This window comes from Sneathiella chungangensis (assembly GCF_009882935.1).
Lineage (GTDB): Bacteria > Pseudomonadota > Alphaproteobacteria > Sneathiellales > Sneathiellaceae > Sneathiella > Sneathiella chungangensis.
Genome location: NZ_WTVA01000015.1, coordinates 865,426 through 880,422, shown reverse-complemented (window position 1 = coordinate 880,422; position 14,997 = coordinate 865,426). Strand labels below are relative to the sequence as shown.

Sequence of the window (14,997 nt, the reverse complement as noted above, 5' to 3'; positions counted from 1 at the left end):
TTGTGCTATTTAATTTGTAGCAACATACTGCTACTAAAACCGTAGCGTCAAGGGAAAACGGGATGGACCAGAAAAAGCCGGGAACAAGAGTGCGCGGATCGACCACCGGCCGGCCGGTCATGGTACTGTTCGATGTGCTGGGACAGCGCTGGACATTGCGCATTCTCTGGGAGCTACGCCACGGCCGGCTTAATTTTCGCGATCTCCGCGGCCGCTGCGACGACATCTCGCCGACGGTCCTCAATGCCCGGCTCAAGACGCTGCGGGAGCTCGGATTTGTCGATCATGATACGGACGGCTATGGATATACCGCGCTCGGCGCGGATTTGGCGAAAAAGCTTGCCACCTTCGACCGCTGGGCGGAAAACTGGGCGCAATCCCTCGACAAGTCTTGAGGCTGGCGCAGGGTCGCCGATAGAAAACGGAGAATGAATGACACAGTCCCATGACATCACCACGATCGAGGCGCTGGAGGCGCTGTATGAGGCGGTTAATCCCGTGTCGCTCGCCAAGGAAACCCCGGCGCTGACGGCGGAATACCGCCGCTGGCTGGAAAAGGCGCCGTTTCTGGCGCTGGCAACGGTTGGACCCGGCGGGCTTGACTGTTCGCCGCGCGGCGATGCGGCGGGCCAGCTGTTCCGCATTCTCGATGACCGGCATATCGCCCTTCCCGACCGGCGCGGCAATAACCGCATCGACAGCCTGCGCAATATCGTTCTGGATCCGCGCGTCGCGCTTCTCTTCCTGATCCCCGGCATAGAGGAGACGCTGCGGATCAACGGCCGCGCCCGCATCACGACGGAAGATCAATTAATTCAAAGCTTTAGGGTTGGCGCCACGACGCCACGGTCGGTTCTTCTCATTGAGATCGACGCGGTGTTTTTCCAATGTGCGCGGGCGCTGAAACGGGCCGGGCTCTGGGATCCGGCGGCGCAGCTTGCCCGGGGCGATGTTCCGACGGCGGGACAGATGACCAAGGCCGCCCTGCCCGATTTCGACGCCGTTTCTTATGATGCCGAGCTCCCCGCCCGCCAGCAATCTTCCCTTTATTAGGGGACGACAGGTTGAGTGGCGGGCGGGGTCACCAGAGATGGGTTATTGCGGCCGTTTGGACCCGGCGTCAGCCGCAAAACCTGGATCCGCGAGGGAAAAAATCCCCGTCGTCAGACCCCTCTGGTGGGAGAAAGTCGCGCCGAATTTCTCGGCAAGCCGACGCATCGGCATATTGTGCGGCATGAAATCGACCTCGAGCCGCGTGATATGATGGTCGCGGGCGCGTTCAAGCGCGAGTTCCATCAATTTGCTGCCGATCCCGATATCCTGCCAGTCATCCTCGACGCTGATGGCGATTTCCGCCTGCGATGTCGGCGCATCCTTGCCGAAACGGATCTCGACAACGCCGCGAAGCACGCCGCCGATAAAGGCCCCGCAGATGATCGGCAACGGTTTGCCGTCATTCCGGCAGTAGCGTTGAACCGTCACCAGCGAGACCGCGGAACCGAAGCGCAAGTTCCGGCTGGCCGGGCTGAGGCGCATCAGATGCGGCTCCAGCAGGCGGTGTTCCGCCGGCCTCAGTTCCCGGTAGACCGGCGGCAGCAGACCCGGATGGAGCCCTGGCGCCAGCGTCTTTTGTGACCTAGTCATGATGCACCCGTGACTGCTGCATCCGGAGGGTCATGGCCTCCAGACCGTGCAGGGCCGCTTTGCCGGCCTTGGCGGCAACCCGCCCGAGTTCCAGAAATTCCTTGCGGACAAATGCGCTTGCGCATCCCGACAGCCTCCGGAGCTCTTCGCTCCTCATCCGTCGGCCCTCCCGGATGCCGCTCTCTATGTCCGCAAGCGAGATTTTCTCAATGGAGTGGCTCTGTAACAGATCATTCATCGGATTTTCCTCTTTTACTCTTGCGAAAGTTGGTGTCTGCAGCCATATTTATGCTGCATTGCAATAATATATGATGCATTGCAGCATTTTAATAAGGGTGAGATTGCTCATAACAGCTTTGCCCTGCAGGAATAGATGGAGACTCACGTCCCATGGACATTGCCAGCCAGATGATCCTGTTCGCCAATGTGGTCGATCACGGCAGTTTCTCGGCAACGGCGCGCAGCCTCGGCCTGACGCCCTCTGCGGTCAGCAAGCAGATCAGCCAGCTCGAGGACCGGCTCGGGGTGCGGCTTTTGAACCGCTCCACCCGGCATATTTCGATGACGGCGGAGGGTCAGTCCTTCTATGAACGCTGCGCCGAGATATCGGCGGGTGTCACCCGCGCGGAGGAACTGGCGCAGACGTTGAGCGGCAAACCGCAGGGAAATCTGCGGATTGCGGCGACGGTGGCCTTTGGCAAGGCGCGGCTATTGCCGCTCATGTCCGCCTTTATCGAGGCCTATCCGGAGATCAAGGTCGCGCTGGAGCTGACCGACCGGCATATCGATCTGTCGGATTCGGAATTCGATCTCGCCATCCGCTTTCCCGAGCAGATCACCGATGCCTCCCTCGTCGCCTGCAAGCTGGCGAGCAGCAAGCGCATTCTCTGCGCGTCGCCGGCCTATATCAAGGCCCATGGCGCGCCGCTCGGCCCGAATGATCTCAAGAACCACAACTGTCTCCGGATTTCAACGGTATCGCATTGGAATGACTGGCATTTCCGGCGCGGGGACGAGACCTGGACCTTCACCGCGACGGGCAATTTCGACGCCAACAGCGCCGATGCGGTCTATCATGCGACCCTCTCCGGGCTTGGTATTGCGCAGCTGTCCTCCTATCTGGTGGAGCCCGACCTCGCCGCCGGCCGTCTTGTCGCCCTGCTCCCGGATTATGAGGAGGAGGCGTCAGACATCTTCGCCGTCTATTCCGACAAGCGCAACCTCTCGCCCAAGGTCCGCGTCTTTATCGACTACCTCGTCGAACATTTCCGCCCCCTGCCACATTGAGGGGGAAAAATAACCACTGATGATTGAATCAGTCTTTCAGGGCGTCGCCGAGGGCGCCTTTGATTTCGTCGTCGTAGTTATAGTCTTCCTCATCCTCCGCATCATCCGCGTCGGCGTCTTTTTTGGCCTTGGCGGGCGTGTCGTCGGTTGCCTCCGCGGTCCCGGGCTCGTCCGCCTCAGCAGGCTCATCCGCTGCCTCCGCGGCGGTCTCGTCGGGCTCCGCGTCGTCCGCGGCCTCTTCCTCCTCCGCGGTTTCCTTCTTCGTCATGAAGATATTTTCCTCGCGCAGCGGCGGGTCATGTAACACGACTTCCGGCCCGCCCGTATAGGGCTCCGGCTCATAGATCTCTGCATCGGCGAATTCCTCATGCGGATCGAAATCCTCATCGAGCGGATCTTCCTCATATTCCTCGCGGATCATATGCAGCGGCTCGCGCGTCAGGCGGCGGCAGGCATCGTCGAGCTGGTCGAGCGTGGTATAGCGAATGGTGATCCGGCCGTGACCATCGGGCTGATGATCGATGGAGACATCCATGCCGACGGCGGCAGTCAGGTCGCTTTCAAGCGCCAGCACATCCGCGCCTTTCGCGTCCATCCGCTGGAATTTGCGCGCCATTTTCCCGGGCTTTCCCTCTCCGTCCGGGCGGCGTTCCTCGGCGATTTTCTTCGCCAGTTTCTCGGCGCCGCGAACGCTGAGCCCCTGCGCGACGATCTTCTTCGCCACTTCCTCCGCCCATTCGTGATTGATGAGCGTGCGCGCCGCGCCGGCGGCAAGACTTCCCTCGCGCACCATCTTCTGCACGGAGGCCGGCAGGGTCAGCAGCCGCATCATGTTGGCGACATGGGCCCGGCTCTTTCCGACATGCAGCGCCAGGCTTTCCTGGGTATGGTCGAACTCGCCCATCAGCCGCTTATAGGCCTCCGCCTCCTCGATCGGCGAGAGGTCTTCGCGCTGGATATTCTCGATCAGCGCGATTTCCATGGTCTCGGCGTCGGTCAGCTCCTTGATGATGACCGGAACCTGGTGAAGCCTTGCAATCTGCGCCGCGCGCCAGCGCCGCTCCCCGGCGATAATCTCGTATTCGCTGTCCGCCGTCGGTTTCCGGCGCACCAGAATAGGTTGCAGAACCCCTTTTTCGGCGATGGAGGCCGCGAGGCTGTCGAGTGCCTCCTGATCCCAGTCGAGGCGAGGCTGAAACTGGTTCGCGCGCATCTGTTCGACGGGCACTTCCTTGGTCGAGCGGACCTTGTCAAGATCCGCGTAATCGGCGGCCATGTCGTCGCCGAGGAGCGCGGAGAGGCCCCGCCCCAGTTTCTTCTTTGAATTATCGTCTGTCATCTGGTCAATCGCATTCCGGCGTATCAGGCCGCGTTGAGATGGCGTTCCCGCCGGATCACTTCACTGGCAAGGCGGATATAGGCCTGGCTGCCGGCGCAACGGTGATCATAGATCAGCACCGGCTTGCCATGGCTGGGCGCTTCGGAAATCCGGACGTTGCGGGGAATGACGGTCCGGTACACTTTTTCCCCGAGGAAATCGCGGACATCCTGAGCCACCTGAAGCGAGAGATTATTCCGCTTGTCGAACATGGTCAAGACAACACCCTGGATTTCAAGCCCCGGATTGAGGGTGAGCCGCACCCGCTCGATGGTTTTAATCAGCATGCTGAGGCCCTCGAGCGCGAAAAACTCGCATTGCAGCGGCACGATCACCGCATGCACGGCGACCATCGCGTTCAGGGTCAGGAGATTGAGGGACGGCGGGCAATCGACCAGAATATAGTCATAATCGGCGCGTACTTCGGACACCGCATCATAAAGGCGGTGGCTGCGGCGGGGCAGCTCGATCAGCTCAAGTTCCGCGCCGGAAAGGTCCGCCGTCGAGGGAACCAGGTCAAGCTGCGGGATATTTGTCTTGTGAATGGCGGCGTGGATCGTCGTTTCGCCCATCAGCACGCCATAGACGTTCTTTTCCCGGTCGTCGCGGCCGATTCCGAAGCCCGTGCTGGCGTTGCCCTGCGGATCGATATCGATGATCAGGACTTTCTGGCCAATGGCCGCGAGCGCGGTGGCGAGATTGATGGTCGTCGTGGTCTTGCCGACCCCGCCCTTCTGGTTGGCAATTGCCAGGATACGCGCCGATGCCGGATTATGAAGACCTGCCCCACTGTTACTCATGATATTCAGCCTCTCGTGTCGGTGACCGGCGGCGCAACTTGGTGATCTTCAGAATTGAGCCGTCTTCACTTGTTAAACTACGATGTCTCTCGATCTCCATAATCCAACATTTAGAGGCTTTGGTCAATTCCTCATCTACATCTTGTCCCTTTAAAAAGAGAATCTCTGTGGCGTCGTGAACGAATGGCGCCGCGAGGTCAAGCAGCCGGTCGAGTGGGGCGAGGGCCCGGGCCGAAATAATATCCGCCGGAACCGGGGCCATTTCCTCGATTCTCTCCTTATGGACGACGAGATTGGCCGATGTTTCACGTGAAACATTGCTCATGAAAAGACATTTGCGCTGATCGCTCTCCACCGCCTGAACGTCGAACTCGCTGCAGATGGCGACGACGAGCGCCGGAAAGCCGGCACCGCTGCCAAGATCGATCCAGCTGCCGCGTGCCCTGTCCGTCAGCGCGAGAAGCTGGAAACTGTCGAGCATATGCCGCCGCCAGATATCGGAGAGTGTCGATTTGCCGACGAGATTAATCGCCTTTTGCCATTTTTCCAGAAGGCCCGCGTAAATCGTCAGCCGGTCCAATGTTTCACGTGAAACATTGCTCGCCTTCTGAAATCCATCGGGTCCGAGGGGGGAAGGCGGTTCAGCCATGCTGGCGATGCGCCCCGCGCTTAACATAGGAGAGCAGCGCCGTCAGGGCCGCCGGGGTCACGCCGGAGATGCGCGCCGCCTGCCCCAGGGTCGCGGGCCGGACCGCCGCGAGTTTCTGGCGCACTTCGATGGACAGGCCGCCAACGTCCTCAAAGCGGAGATCCTCCGGCAGCTGCAGGGATTCGTCTTTCCGGAAATCCCGGATGTCGGACTTCTGCCGCTCCAGATAACCGCTGTACTGCGCGTCGATGGCCAGCTGCTCGAGAATTTCGGCCTCTATTTCCGCCACTTGCGGCCAGATCCGGGCGATCTCGACAATTCCGATATCCGGATAGGCCAGAAGATCGGTCGCGGAGCGGCGCACGCCGTCCTGATTGACCGTGAGGCCATGACGCCGCGCCTCGTTGGGAGTCAGCTTGAGGCCGTCGAACAAGGATCGCGCCGCCTCCAGATCCGCGAGCTTGCTTGTAAAGCGCCCCGCCCGCGCCGGCCCGATGCAGCCGAGTTCCATCCCGAGACCGGTCAGGCGCTGATCCGCGTTATCGGCGCGAAGGATCAGCCGGTATTCGGCGCGGGAGGTAAACATGCGATAGGGTTCCTTCGTGCCCCGCGTCACCAGATCGTCGATCATCACCCCGATATAGGCATCGGCGCGATCAAGGATCACTTCCGCCTCGCCGCCGGCCTGCCGCGCCGCGTTCAGCCCGGCCATCAAGCCCTGCGCCGCCGCCTCCTCATAGCCAGTGGTGCCGTTAATCTGACCCGCGAGATAGAGATTTTTCAGCCGCCGGGTCTCCAGCGTCGGCTTCAGTTCGCGGGGATCGACAAAATCATATTCGATGGCATAGCCCGGGCGATACCATTCCACCTTCTCCAGCCCCGGGATCGAGCGGAGAAACGCCCGCTGCACATCTTCGGGCAGGGAGGTGGACATGCCGTTCGGGTAAATCGTGTCATCCTCCAGGCCTTCGGGCTCGAGAAATATCTGGTGGCTCGATTTATCGGCAAAGCGCACCACCTTGTCCTCGATCGACGGGCAATAGCGCGGCCCCGTCCCCTCGATCTGGCCGGAATACATGGGCGCGCGGTGGAGATTGTCGCGGATGATCCGGTGGGTCTCCTCCGTTGTTCCCGTGATATGGCAGGAAATCTGCAGCGTCGTGATGCCATCGGTCATAAAGGAAAACGGCACGGGTCTGTCATCGCCCGGCTGCTCCTCCAGGATCGACCAGTTGATGGTTTTTCCATCCAGCCGCGCCGGGGTGCCCGTTTTCAGCCGCCCGAGCGCGAATCCGGCACGCTCCAGCGTCACGGACAGCCCGTTGGAGGGGGCATCGCCGATCCGTCCCGCCGGAATCTTCTTCTCCCCCATATGGATTAGGCCCCGGAGGAAAGTCCCCGTCGTCAGGATCACCTTCCCGGCCGGAATTTCCTCTCCCGTCGCGGTAATCACCCCGCCGACCGCCCCATCGCGGACGATCAGGTCTTCCACCGCGGCGGCGCGAATGTCGAGATTGGGCTGATCGCGGAGCGCGGCCTGCATGGCCTCCCGATAGAGTTTACGGTCAGACTGGGCGCGCGGGCCCCGGACGGCGGGACCTTTGCGACGATTGAGGAGACGGAACTGGATCCCCGCGGCATCTGCCACCCGGCCCATCACACCATCCAGCGCATCGATCTCCCGCACCAGATGGCCCTTGCCCAATCCGCCGATCGCCGGATTGCAGGACATTTCGCCGATGGTCTCCAGCTTATGCGTGATCAGGAGCGTGGCGGCGCCAAGACGTGCGGAGGCCGCCGCCGCCTCGCAGCCCGCGTGGCCCCCGCCAATGACAATGACGTCATATCCGCTCATCACACATTCCTTATAAAGATGCCGCCTTACATATAGCCTCGCCCGAAATTTGACAAGCGGGATCCACCGGCGGGCGCAAAATGTTTCACGTGAAACATCGGTCCCGGTCCCAATTCGCAATGTTTCACGTGAAACATTGGCCGGGAAATCATTTTCCGATGCAGAAATCCCCGAAAACGACGTCGAGAATGTCTTCGACATCGACCCGCCCGGTAATCCGCCCGAGCGCCCGAACGGCCAGCCGCACATCCTCCGCCGCGAGTTCCGGCTCCGGCGCCGCCGCGAACCGGCGCAGCGATTCGACACAGTCCTCGAGCGCCTGCCGATGGCGAACCCGGGTGAGCGCGGGCGCACCGGAGAGATCGAGACGGGTTGTCACATCCGCCTCCAGCGCCGCAAGAAATGTCTCGATCCCCGCCCCCGATTTGACGGATATCGGGAAAACCCGGGCGGCCGCGTCCTCAGCCATCGCCAGATCGGCCAGGTCGATCTTGTTGATGAGCCGGTAATCCCCCGCCTCGCAGAGATCGGCAAATTCCGCCGCAATCTCCGGCGCGTCCGCCGTCGTCATGAAAAGCCGGATATCGGCACGCGTCGCCCGATCCCGCGCCCGGCGCACCCCTTCGCGCTCGATCACATTCGCGGCCTCCCGCAATCCCGCCGTATCGGCGATCGTCACGGGATATCCGGCGAGATCCATCGGCACCTCGATAATATCGCGGGTCGTCCCGGCCTCCTCAGAGACGATGGCCGCCTCTTTCCGGGCGAGCGTATTGAGAAGGCTGGATTTCCCGACATTCGGCTGTCCGAGGATTACCACATCCAGCCCCTCGCGGATTTTCTCGCCGCGATGCCCATCGGCGAGATGCGCCTCGATGTCCCCGCGCAAGGCCGCAATTTTCGGGGCGATCGCCGAGGCGACGCCGTCCGGCAGATCCTCATCGGGAAAATCGATATCCGCCTCAAGATGGGCGAGCGCCCGGATCAGCGATTCCCGCCAGCCGTCATAGAGCCGCCCGAGGTCGCCCTGCATCTGGCGCAGCGCCTGCCGGGCCTGGGCCTCCGTCTCCGCATTGACGAGATCGCCGAGCCCCTCCGCCTCGGTCAGGTCCATCTTGCCATGCTCGAACGCGCGGCGGGTGAACTCGCCGGGAAGCGCCGGTCGAAAGCCGGGCCGCGCCGATAATTCGTCGAACAGCGCGCTCAGGATCGCCGGTCCGCCGTGCAGGTGCAATTCCACCACATCCTCGCCGGTAAAGCTGTTCGGCCCCGGAAAAATGATGGCAAGAGATTGATCTATAAGAGATTTATCCCCGCTTTTATATATGGGCCGGAGAACCGCCCGACGCGCAGCGGGAAGCGGAATTTGGCTCAAATCCTCAAGCGCCGCCATCGCGCCGGGCCCAGAGAGGCGCACCACCGCGACCCCGGCGCGACCCCGCCCACTCGCGAGCGCGAAGATCGTTTCCGAAAAACTCACCGCCCTCTCCCGCCGGGAGCTGCGCGCCTATTTCTTGTCATTCTCGCCGGTGTTAAACTGCGACCAGAACATTTTCTGCATCTGCTCCAGGCTCTGCACCCCGACCGGAAGCCAGGTCTTCATCATATTTTCTGGATCGAGATTGGCGATATTGTCGAGCATCTTCGCCTGCAGCTCCTTCATCACCGCCTCCTGCATTTTCTCGACTTCGGGAAGGCCGAGAAAAGTTCTTGCTTCCTGCGGCGTGCAGTCAATATCAACAGTAATCTTCATGAACGGGGCGCTCCTCATTGATCCGGCGGCGGTTGCTCTGCTACAACAGAACTCACTTGTCCCTATATACCGAAACGGGGGCCCAAGAACAGGGTTATAGATGAAAAATTTACTGAAGTTCGAGACCAGCCCCTATCTTCTTCAACATCAGGATAATCCTGTCCATTGGCAACCCTGGAGCGCGGAAACCCTGGCGCTCGCCAAAAAAGAGGGCAAGCCGATCCTGCTCAGCGTCGGTTATGCGGCCTGTCACTGGTGCCATGTGATGGCCCATGAAAGCTTCGAGAATGAGGAGACGGCGGCGCTGATGAACGATCTCTTCATCAATATCAAGGTCGATCGGGAGGAACGGCCCGATATCGACCAGATCTACCAGAGTGCCCTCGCGCTTTTGGGGGAGCAGGGCGGCTGGCCGCTCACTATGTTCCTGAATTCAAACGGAGAACCCTTCTGGGGCGGGACCTATTTTCCGCCGCAGAATTCCTATGGCCGGCCCGGTTTCAGGAATGTCCTGCAGACGGTTTCCGATATCTTCAAGAACGAGCCGGAAAAGGTCGCGAAGAACCGCGATGCGCTGAAATCCGCGCTGAAAAGCCTCAATGACACGCAGGCGGGAGAGCGGCCGAAACTCACCCTCGAGGTGCTGGAACGGATCGCCGCCCGCTATGCGGAGGAGGCGGACCCGGTCCATGGCGGGATCGGCTCGGCGCCGAAATTCCCACAAACCTATGTGCTTGAGAATATCTGGCGGAGCTATCTCCGGACCGGCAACGCCGCGCTGTCGGAGGTGGTGGTGAAGGCGCTCACCGGCATGTCGCAGGGCGGGATTTATGATCACCTCGGCGGCGGATATGCGCGCTATTCCACCGATGCGGAATGGCTCGCGCCGCATTTCGAGAAGATGCTTTATGACAATGCGCAAATCCTTGATCTGCTCCTGCTGGTCCATCACGAGACGAAATCGGAACTGTTCGAGGAACGCATTTATGAAACCATTGGCTGGCTGCTTCGCGAGATGGTGACGGAGGACGGCGGCTTCGCGGCGACGATCGATGCGGACAGCGAGGGGGTCGAGGGGAAATTCTACACCTGGTCGAAGGCGGAAATCGACGATATTCTCGGCGACCATGCCCCGCATTTCAACGAGATTTACGGCGTCCTGCCCGAAGGGAACTGGGAAAATACCAATATTCTCAATCGCTTGAAATATCCGGACCGGCTCGATGAGAAGAGCGAGGCGGCGCTGGCGCCATGGCGCCAGGCTCTATTCGAGCATCGCGAAAGCCGCATCCGGCCGGGCCTCGATGACAAGGTGCTGACCGACTGGAACGGCCTGATGATCGCCACCCTCGCCCGCGCCGGACAATATTTCGAGGAGGTGCACTGGATCGAGGCGGCGGAGACGGCGTTCGTCGCCCTCACGACCCATTCCATGGAACCGACTGGCCGCCTGTTCCACAGCTATCGTCTGGGGCGGGCGCAACATACCGGGCTTCTCGATGATTATGCCAATATGGCGCGCGCCGCCCTCACCCTCTATGAGGTGACGGGCAAGGCCTTCTATCTGGAGCGGGCCGGACAATGGGTGGAAATCCTCAATGCGCATTTCTGGGACGAGAAGGGCGGCGGCTATTTCTTCACCGCCGATGATGCGGAGGCGCTGATCGTTCGCAGCAAGAACGCCCATGACAACGCGGTGCCCGCCGGCAACGGCACCATGCTGGAGGTGCTGGCGAAGCTGCATCTGCTGACCGGCGCGCGCGAACCGTTCGAGAAGGCGACCAGTCTGCTGCGTTGTTTCACGGCCGGGCTTGCCCGCAATTTCTTCCCGCTGGCGACCCTTCTCAATAATTTCGAAACCCTGGTGAACGCCCGCCAGATCATCATCATCGGCACCCGGAGCGACGCCGAAGTCATTGATTTACTTAATGTAATGAAGGATTTCAGCCTGCCCTCGAAGGTCGTGAATGTGCTCGAGGATACCGAGACCCTGCCCTTCGATCATCCGGCCAAGGGCAAAGGCAAGCTGGAGGGTAAAGCGACCGCCTTTCTCTGTACCGGGCCGACCTGCTCCCCGCCCGCCAATAGCGTCACTGCCTTCGCGGCCTTGCTCAAGGAGACCTCTGCCCATGGCCCTGCTTAGCCTCCATAGCCCCGTCGGCGATCTCACGGTCACTGAAGAAGACGGGAAAATCATCTCCCTCGATTGGGGATGGGTGCCCAAGGAATGGCAATCCTCCACCCCGCTATTGGAGGACGCCATAAACCAGCTCAACCGCTATTTCGATGGGGAAATCGGCGATTTCGACCTGCCGCTGGCCCCGCCGGGAACGGAATTCCAGAAAAAAGTCTGGGCGGAGATGCTGAAAATCCCCGCCGGGAAGACGAAAAGCTACGGGGAAATCGCCAAGATATTAGGCTCCGCCGCACAACCCGTCGGCACCGCCTGCGGCGCCAACCCGATCCCGATCATCATCCCCTGCCACCGCATATTGGCGGCGGGCGGGAAAATGGGCGGTTATTCGGGAGATGGGGGACTGGAGACCAAGAAAGCCCTGCTAAGGCTCGAAAATGCCTTGCCAATGGACCAACAATTGCTTGATATTTAAGATGAATTTGCGGGCGCATCAAAAAAGGACAAGAAAATGGTAAAAGCAATCGTACAGCATGAACATGGCGGCCCCGACACCATGAAATGGGAGGATGTGACCCTTGGCAAGCCCGGACCGGGCCAGGCCCGGGTGCGTCACACGGCTGTCGGTCTCAACTATATCGATGTCTATTTCCGGACCGGGCTGTATCCGTCGCCGCTCCCCCTCACCACGGGGATGGAGGCCGCCGGCGTGATCGAGGAACTGGGCGAGGGCGTGACCAGCTTCAAGGTCGGCGATCGCGTCGCCTATGCGGGCCGGCCCGTCGGCGCCTATTCAGAGGCGCGGATCATGCCCGTCGACAACCTGATCGTGCTGCCCGACAGCATCGACGATACGACCGCCGCGGCGATGATGCTGCAGGGCATGACCACGGAATATCTGCTGCAGCGAACGTTTCACGTGAAACAAGGCGATACGATCCTGTTCCATGCGGCGGCGGGCGGCGTCGGCCTTTTTGCCTGCCAATGGGCGAAACATATCGGCGCGACGGTCATCGGCACCGTCGGATCGGAGGAGAAGGCGGAACTTGCCAAGGCCCATGGCTGCACCCATACGATCCTTTACCGGGAAGAGGATTTTCACAAGAAAGTCATGGAGATCACCGACGGCAAGGGGGTGCCGGTGGTCTATGATTCCATCGGCAAGGATACCTTCGAGAAATCCCTCGACTGTCTTCGCCCGCGCGGCCTGATGGTCTCCTTCGGGAATTCGTCGGGGCCGGTGACCGGCGTCGATCTCGGCATTCTCGGCGCAAAGGGCGCGCTCTATGTCACCCGCCCCTCACTGATGGTCTATAACGCCACACGTCCGGATCTTGAAAAATCCGCCGCCGATCTGATGAAACTGGTCGCGAGCGGCGCCATCAAGGTCACCATCAACCAGACCTACCCCTTAAGCGAGGCCCGCAAGGCGCATGAGGACCTTGAGGCGCGCAAAACCACCGGCTCAACGGTGTTTACGGTTTAACCAGCAAAAAAACCCCAACAAAAAAGGCGCCTCATCCGGGCGCCTTTTTTAGTGTAACTATCTGATTTAATTACGTATTCATGGAATCGAAGAAATCGTCGTTGGTCTTGCTCTGCTTGAGCTTGTCGAGCAGGAATTCCATGGCATCGGTGGTGCCCATCGGGTTGAGGATACGGCGGAGCACCCACATTTTCTGCAAGGTTGCCTTGTCGACCAGCAATTCCTCTTTCCGGGTGCCGGATTTGGTGATGTCGATGGCCGGGAAGACGCGCTTGTCGGAAAGCTTGCGATCGAGGATGATTTCGGAGTTACCCGTGCCCTTGAATTCCTCGAAAATAACCTCGTCCATGCGCGATCCGGTCTCGATCAGGGCGGTGGCGACGATGGTCAGCGAGCCCCCCTCCTCGATATTACGGGCGGCGCCGAAGAACCGCTTCGGGCGCTGCAGGGCGTTGGCGTCCACACCACCGGTCAGGACCTTGCCGCTGGAGGGCACAACGGTGTTATAGGCGCGGGCCAGACGCGTGATACTGTCGAGCAGGATAACAACATCGCGTTTATGCTCGACCAGGCGTTTTGCCTTCTCGATCACCATCTCGGCGACCTGCACATGGCGCGCGGCGGGTTCATCGAAGGTGGAACTGACCACTTCACCGCGCACGGAGCGCTTCATGTCCGTCACTTCCTCCGGCCGTTCGTCGATCAGCAGGACGATCAGATAGACTTCCGGGTTATTGGTGGTGATGGAATTGGCGATATTCTGCAAGAGGACGGTCTTACCGGTCCGGGGCGGCGCAACGATCAAGGCACGCTGGCCCTTGCCCTGCGGCGAGACGAGGTCGATCACGCGGGCGGAATTGATATTGTTGGCAGTGGGATCGGGGGTTTCCAGCTTGATACGCTCATCCGGATAAAGCGGGGTCAGGTTATCGAAATTGATCTTGTGGCGGGCTTTTTCGGGATCTTCGAAATTGATTTTCTGCACCTTCAGGAGGGCGAAATACCGCTCCCCGTCCTTCGGGCTCCTGATCTGCCCTTCCACCGTGTCGCCGGTGCGCAGCGAAAAGCGGCGGATCTGGCTCGGGCTCACATAGATATCATCCGGCCCGGCGAGATAGTTCGCATCGGGCGAGCGCAGGAAGCCGAATCCGTCCTGCAAAATTTCGAGCACCCCGCCGCCGGTGATCTCGGCGCCGTTTTCCGCCTCATATTTCAGGATGGCGAAAAGCTGTTCCTGCTTGCGAAGGGTCGAGGCGTTCTCAATCTCGCGCGCCTCCGCCAGTTCAAGGATTTCGGAGGGGGATTTTTTCTTGAGCTCTTGAAGATTCATTGATTTTTACTGTGTCTGGTTTCTGGAAAAGGGAAAAAAATCGGGCAAATGAATGACGGGGAAGTCAGGAGTCGCTTGGGCGATGGTCTTATAGAAAATTGCTGGTTAACTCGTGATGCAATGAGACCGTGGAACAGAATTCGTCCGAAGAAGTTTCGCCTCTATTGCATGATTTCAGGGCATTAGTCAAATGAAATATGCGATTATTCCCGCCGCTCAAAAAGGTTTTACAACGACCAAAATCACGATGCCGATCATGAGTACCGTCGGTATCTCATTGACAAGACGATAGAATTTCGATGGCCGCTGGTTTTCATCCGCCTCGAATTCCTTGCGCCACCTGGATAGGTGGCCATGAAAACCGGCCATCAGAAAAACAAGCGCCAGTTTCAACCAGATCCAGGGCTCTCCCCAATCGACAATCCCCGGGGTCAGCAGCAATAATCCGCCGAAAATGAAGGTGGAGATCATCGCCGGATTGATGATCCCGCGCAAGAGCCGCCGTTCCATGACCTTGAAGGTTTCCGACTGCACGGATCCGATCTCCGCCTCCGCGTGATAGACATAGAGCCGCGGCAGGTAGAACATGCCCGCCATCCAGGCGATGACCGAGATGATATGCAGGGATTTAACCCAGGGGTAGATGTCGGCCAGAATGTCGTCCAAGGCGGTTCCCTCTCC

General features: G+C 60.1%; 16 protein-coding genes. 6 read left to right on the top strand and 10 right to left on the bottom strand.

Annotated features, from left to right (window positions below):
• The first annotated feature begins 62 nt into the window (after positions 1-62).
• Positions 63-395: a winged helix-turn-helix transcriptional regulator gene (locus GQF03_RS17235; protein WP_161340540.1), complete on the top strand. Its 333-nt coding sequence runs from the start codon at positions 63-65 to the stop codon at positions 393-395.
• Positions 396-432: 37 nt separating this feature from the next.
• Complete coding sequence (locus tag GQF03_RS17230; protein ID WP_161340539.1) at positions 433-1,053, top strand: pyridoxamine 5'-phosphate oxidase family protein; 621 nt, start codon at positions 433-435, stop codon at positions 1,051-1,053.
• Positions 1,054-1,095: 42 nt separating this feature from the next.
• Here GQF03_RS17230 and GQF03_RS17225 read toward each other — a convergent pair whose 3' ends face one another.
• Positions 1,096-1,644 (bottom strand): GNAT family N-acetyltransferase, encoded by a 549-nt coding sequence (locus GQF03_RS17225; protein ID WP_161340538.1) that lies wholly within the window; start codon positions 1,642-1,644, stop codon positions 1,096-1,098.
• Positions 1,637-1,882, bottom strand: a complete 246-nt coding sequence (locus GQF03_RS17220) for a hypothetical protein (RefSeq protein ID WP_161340537.1) — start codon at positions 1,880-1,882, stop codon at positions 1,637-1,639. The genes GQF03_RS17225 and GQF03_RS17220 overlap by 8 nt, the downstream gene beginning before the upstream one ends.
• Before the next feature lie 152 nt (positions 1,883-2,034).
• Between GQF03_RS17220 and GQF03_RS17215 the strand changes: the two genes are divergently transcribed.
• A complete protein-coding gene (locus GQF03_RS17215) occupies positions 2,035-2,931 on the top strand; it encodes a LysR family transcriptional regulator (RefSeq protein ID WP_161340536.1) in 897 nt (298 codons plus the stop codon).
• A gap of 28 nt (positions 2,932-2,959) precedes the next feature.
• Here GQF03_RS17215 and GQF03_RS17210 read toward each other — a convergent pair whose 3' ends face one another.
• The 6 genes from GQF03_RS17210 to GQF03_RS17185 all read right to left on the bottom strand — a co-directional run bounded on the left by GQF03_RS17210 (position 2,960) and on the right by GQF03_RS17185 (position 9,366).
• Positions 2,960-4,270, bottom strand: a complete 1,311-nt coding sequence (locus GQF03_RS17210; RefSeq protein WP_161340535.1) for a ParB/RepB/Spo0J family partition protein — start codon at positions 4,268-4,270, stop codon at positions 2,960-2,962.
• 23 nt (positions 4,271-4,293) lie between these two features.
• Positions 4,294-5,109: a ParA family protein gene (locus GQF03_RS17205; protein WP_161340534.1), complete on the bottom strand. Its 816-nt coding sequence runs from the start codon at positions 5,107-5,109 to the stop codon at positions 4,294-4,296.
• Complete coding sequence (gene rsmG / locus GQF03_RS17200) at positions 5,102-5,758, bottom strand: 16S rRNA (guanine(527)-N(7))-methyltransferase RsmG (protein WP_161340533.1); 657 nt, start codon at positions 5,756-5,758, stop codon at positions 5,102-5,104. The genes GQF03_RS17205 and rsmG overlap by 8 nt, the downstream gene beginning before the upstream one ends.
• Positions 5,751-7,613 carry a tRNA uridine-5-carboxymethylaminomethyl(34) synthesis enzyme MnmG gene (gene mnmG / locus GQF03_RS17195; RefSeq protein WP_161340532.1) on the bottom strand — a complete coding sequence of 621 codons (1,863 nt, stop codon included), beginning with the start codon at positions 7,611-7,613 and terminating at the stop codon, positions 5,751-5,753. The genes rsmG and mnmG overlap by 8 nt, the downstream gene beginning before the upstream one ends.
• Positions 7,614-7,761: 148 nt before the next feature.
• Positions 7,762-9,093, bottom strand: a complete 1,332-nt coding sequence (gene mnmE, locus GQF03_RS17190; protein WP_161340531.1) for a tRNA uridine-5-carboxymethylaminomethyl(34) synthesis GTPase MnmE — start codon at positions 9,091-9,093, stop codon at positions 7,762-7,764.
• Positions 9,094-9,120: 27 nt separating this feature from the next.
• Entirely contained in the window at positions 9,121-9,366 is a 246-nt protein-coding gene (locus GQF03_RS17185) for a DUF6489 family protein (protein WP_161340530.1), read from the bottom strand.
• A 100-nt stretch (positions 9,367-9,466) separates the two neighbouring features.
• Between GQF03_RS17185 and GQF03_RS17180 the strand changes: the two genes are divergently transcribed.
• The 3 genes from GQF03_RS17180 to GQF03_RS17170 are packed head-to-tail and all read left to right on the top strand — an operon-like array spanning position 9,467 to position 12,986.
• Positions 9,467-11,509, top strand: a complete 2,043-nt coding sequence (locus GQF03_RS17180; RefSeq protein WP_161340529.1) for a thioredoxin domain-containing protein — start codon at positions 9,467-9,469, stop codon at positions 11,507-11,509.
• Entirely contained in the window at positions 11,496-11,975 is a 480-nt protein-coding gene (locus GQF03_RS17175) for a methylated-DNA--[protein]-cysteine S-methyltransferase (protein ID WP_161340528.1), read from the top strand. The genes GQF03_RS17180 and GQF03_RS17175 overlap by 14 nt, the downstream gene beginning before the upstream one ends.
• Positions 11,976-12,011: 36 nt before the next feature.
• Positions 12,012-12,986, top strand: coding sequence for a quinone oxidoreductase family protein (locus GQF03_RS17170; protein ID WP_161340527.1), 975 nt, complete (start codon positions 12,012-12,014; stop codon positions 12,984-12,986).
• Positions 12,987-13,056: 70 nt separating this feature from the next.
• On the opposite strand, the gene rho is transcribed toward GQF03_RS17170, so the two are convergent.
• Both rho and hemJ read right to left on the bottom strand, forming a co-directional pair.
• On the bottom strand, positions 13,057-14,316 hold the full coding sequence (gene rho / locus GQF03_RS17165) for a transcription termination factor Rho (protein ID WP_161340526.1): 1,260 nt from the start codon (positions 14,314-14,316) through the stop codon (positions 13,057-13,059).
• Positions 14,317-14,532: 216 nt separating this feature from the next.
• The gene (hemJ, locus tag GQF03_RS17160; protein WP_161340525.1) at positions 14,533-14,982 is read right to left on the bottom strand and encodes a protoporphyrinogen oxidase HemJ; all 450 of its coding nucleotides are present in this window, start codon (positions 14,980-14,982) and stop codon (positions 14,533-14,535) included.
• Between the last annotated feature and the right edge of the window lie 15 nt (positions 14,983-14,997).

What these genes read in the sequence shown, in the direction of transcription:
- GQF03_RS17225 (WP_161340538.1), bottom strand. Translation starts at nt 1,644, where the DNA reads ATGACTAGGTCACAAAAGACGCTGGCGCCAGGGCTCCATCCGGGTCTG.
- GQF03_RS17185 (WP_161340530.1), bottom strand. Translation starts at nt 9,366, where the DNA reads ATGAAGATTACTGTTGATATTGACTGCACGCCGCAGGAAGCAAGAACT.
- GQF03_RS17235 (WP_161340540.1), top strand. Translation starts at nt 63, where the DNA reads ATGGACCAGAAAAAGCCGGGAACAAGAGTGCGCGGATCGACCACCGGC.
- GQF03_RS17180 (WP_161340529.1), top strand. Translation starts at nt 9,467, where the DNA reads ATGAAAAATTTACTGAAGTTCGAGACCAGCCCCTATCTTCTTCAACAT.
- GQF03_RS17170 (WP_161340527.1), top strand. Translation starts at nt 12,012, where the DNA reads ATGGTAAAAGCAATCGTACAGCATGAACATGGCGGCCCCGACACCATG.
- GQF03_RS17205 (WP_161340534.1), bottom strand. Translation starts at nt 5,109, where the DNA reads ATGAGTAACAGTGGGGCAGGTCTTCATAATCCGGCATCGGCGCGTATC.
- GQF03_RS17210 (WP_161340535.1), bottom strand. Translation starts at nt 4,270, where the DNA reads ATGACAGACGATAATTCAAAGAAGAAACTGGGGCGGGGCCTCTCCGCG.
- GQF03_RS17215 (WP_161340536.1), top strand. Translation starts at nt 2,035, where the DNA reads ATGGACATTGCCAGCCAGATGATCCTGTTCGCCAATGTGGTCGATCAC.
- GQF03_RS17230 (WP_161340539.1), top strand. Translation starts at nt 433, where the DNA reads ATGACACAGTCCCATGACATCACCACGATCGAGGCGCTGGAGGCGCTG.
- GQF03_RS17175 (WP_161340528.1), top strand. Translation starts at nt 11,496, where the DNA reads ATGGCCCTGCTTAGCCTCCATAGCCCCGTCGGCGATCTCACGGTCACT.
- mnmG (WP_161340532.1), bottom strand. Translation starts at nt 7,613, where the DNA reads ATGAGCGGATATGACGTCATTGTCATTGGCGGGGGCCACGCGGGCTGC.
- rho (WP_161340526.1), bottom strand. Translation starts at nt 14,316, where the DNA reads ATGAATCTTCAAGAGCTCAAGAAAAAATCCCCCTCCGAAATCCTTGAA.
- GQF03_RS17220 (WP_161340537.1), bottom strand. Translation starts at nt 1,882, where the DNA reads ATGAATGATCTGTTACAGAGCCACTCCATTGAGAAAATCTCGCTTGCG.
- rsmG (WP_161340533.1), bottom strand. Translation starts at nt 5,758, where the DNA reads ATGGCTGAACCGCCTTCCCCCCTCGGACCCGATGGATTTCAGAAGGCG.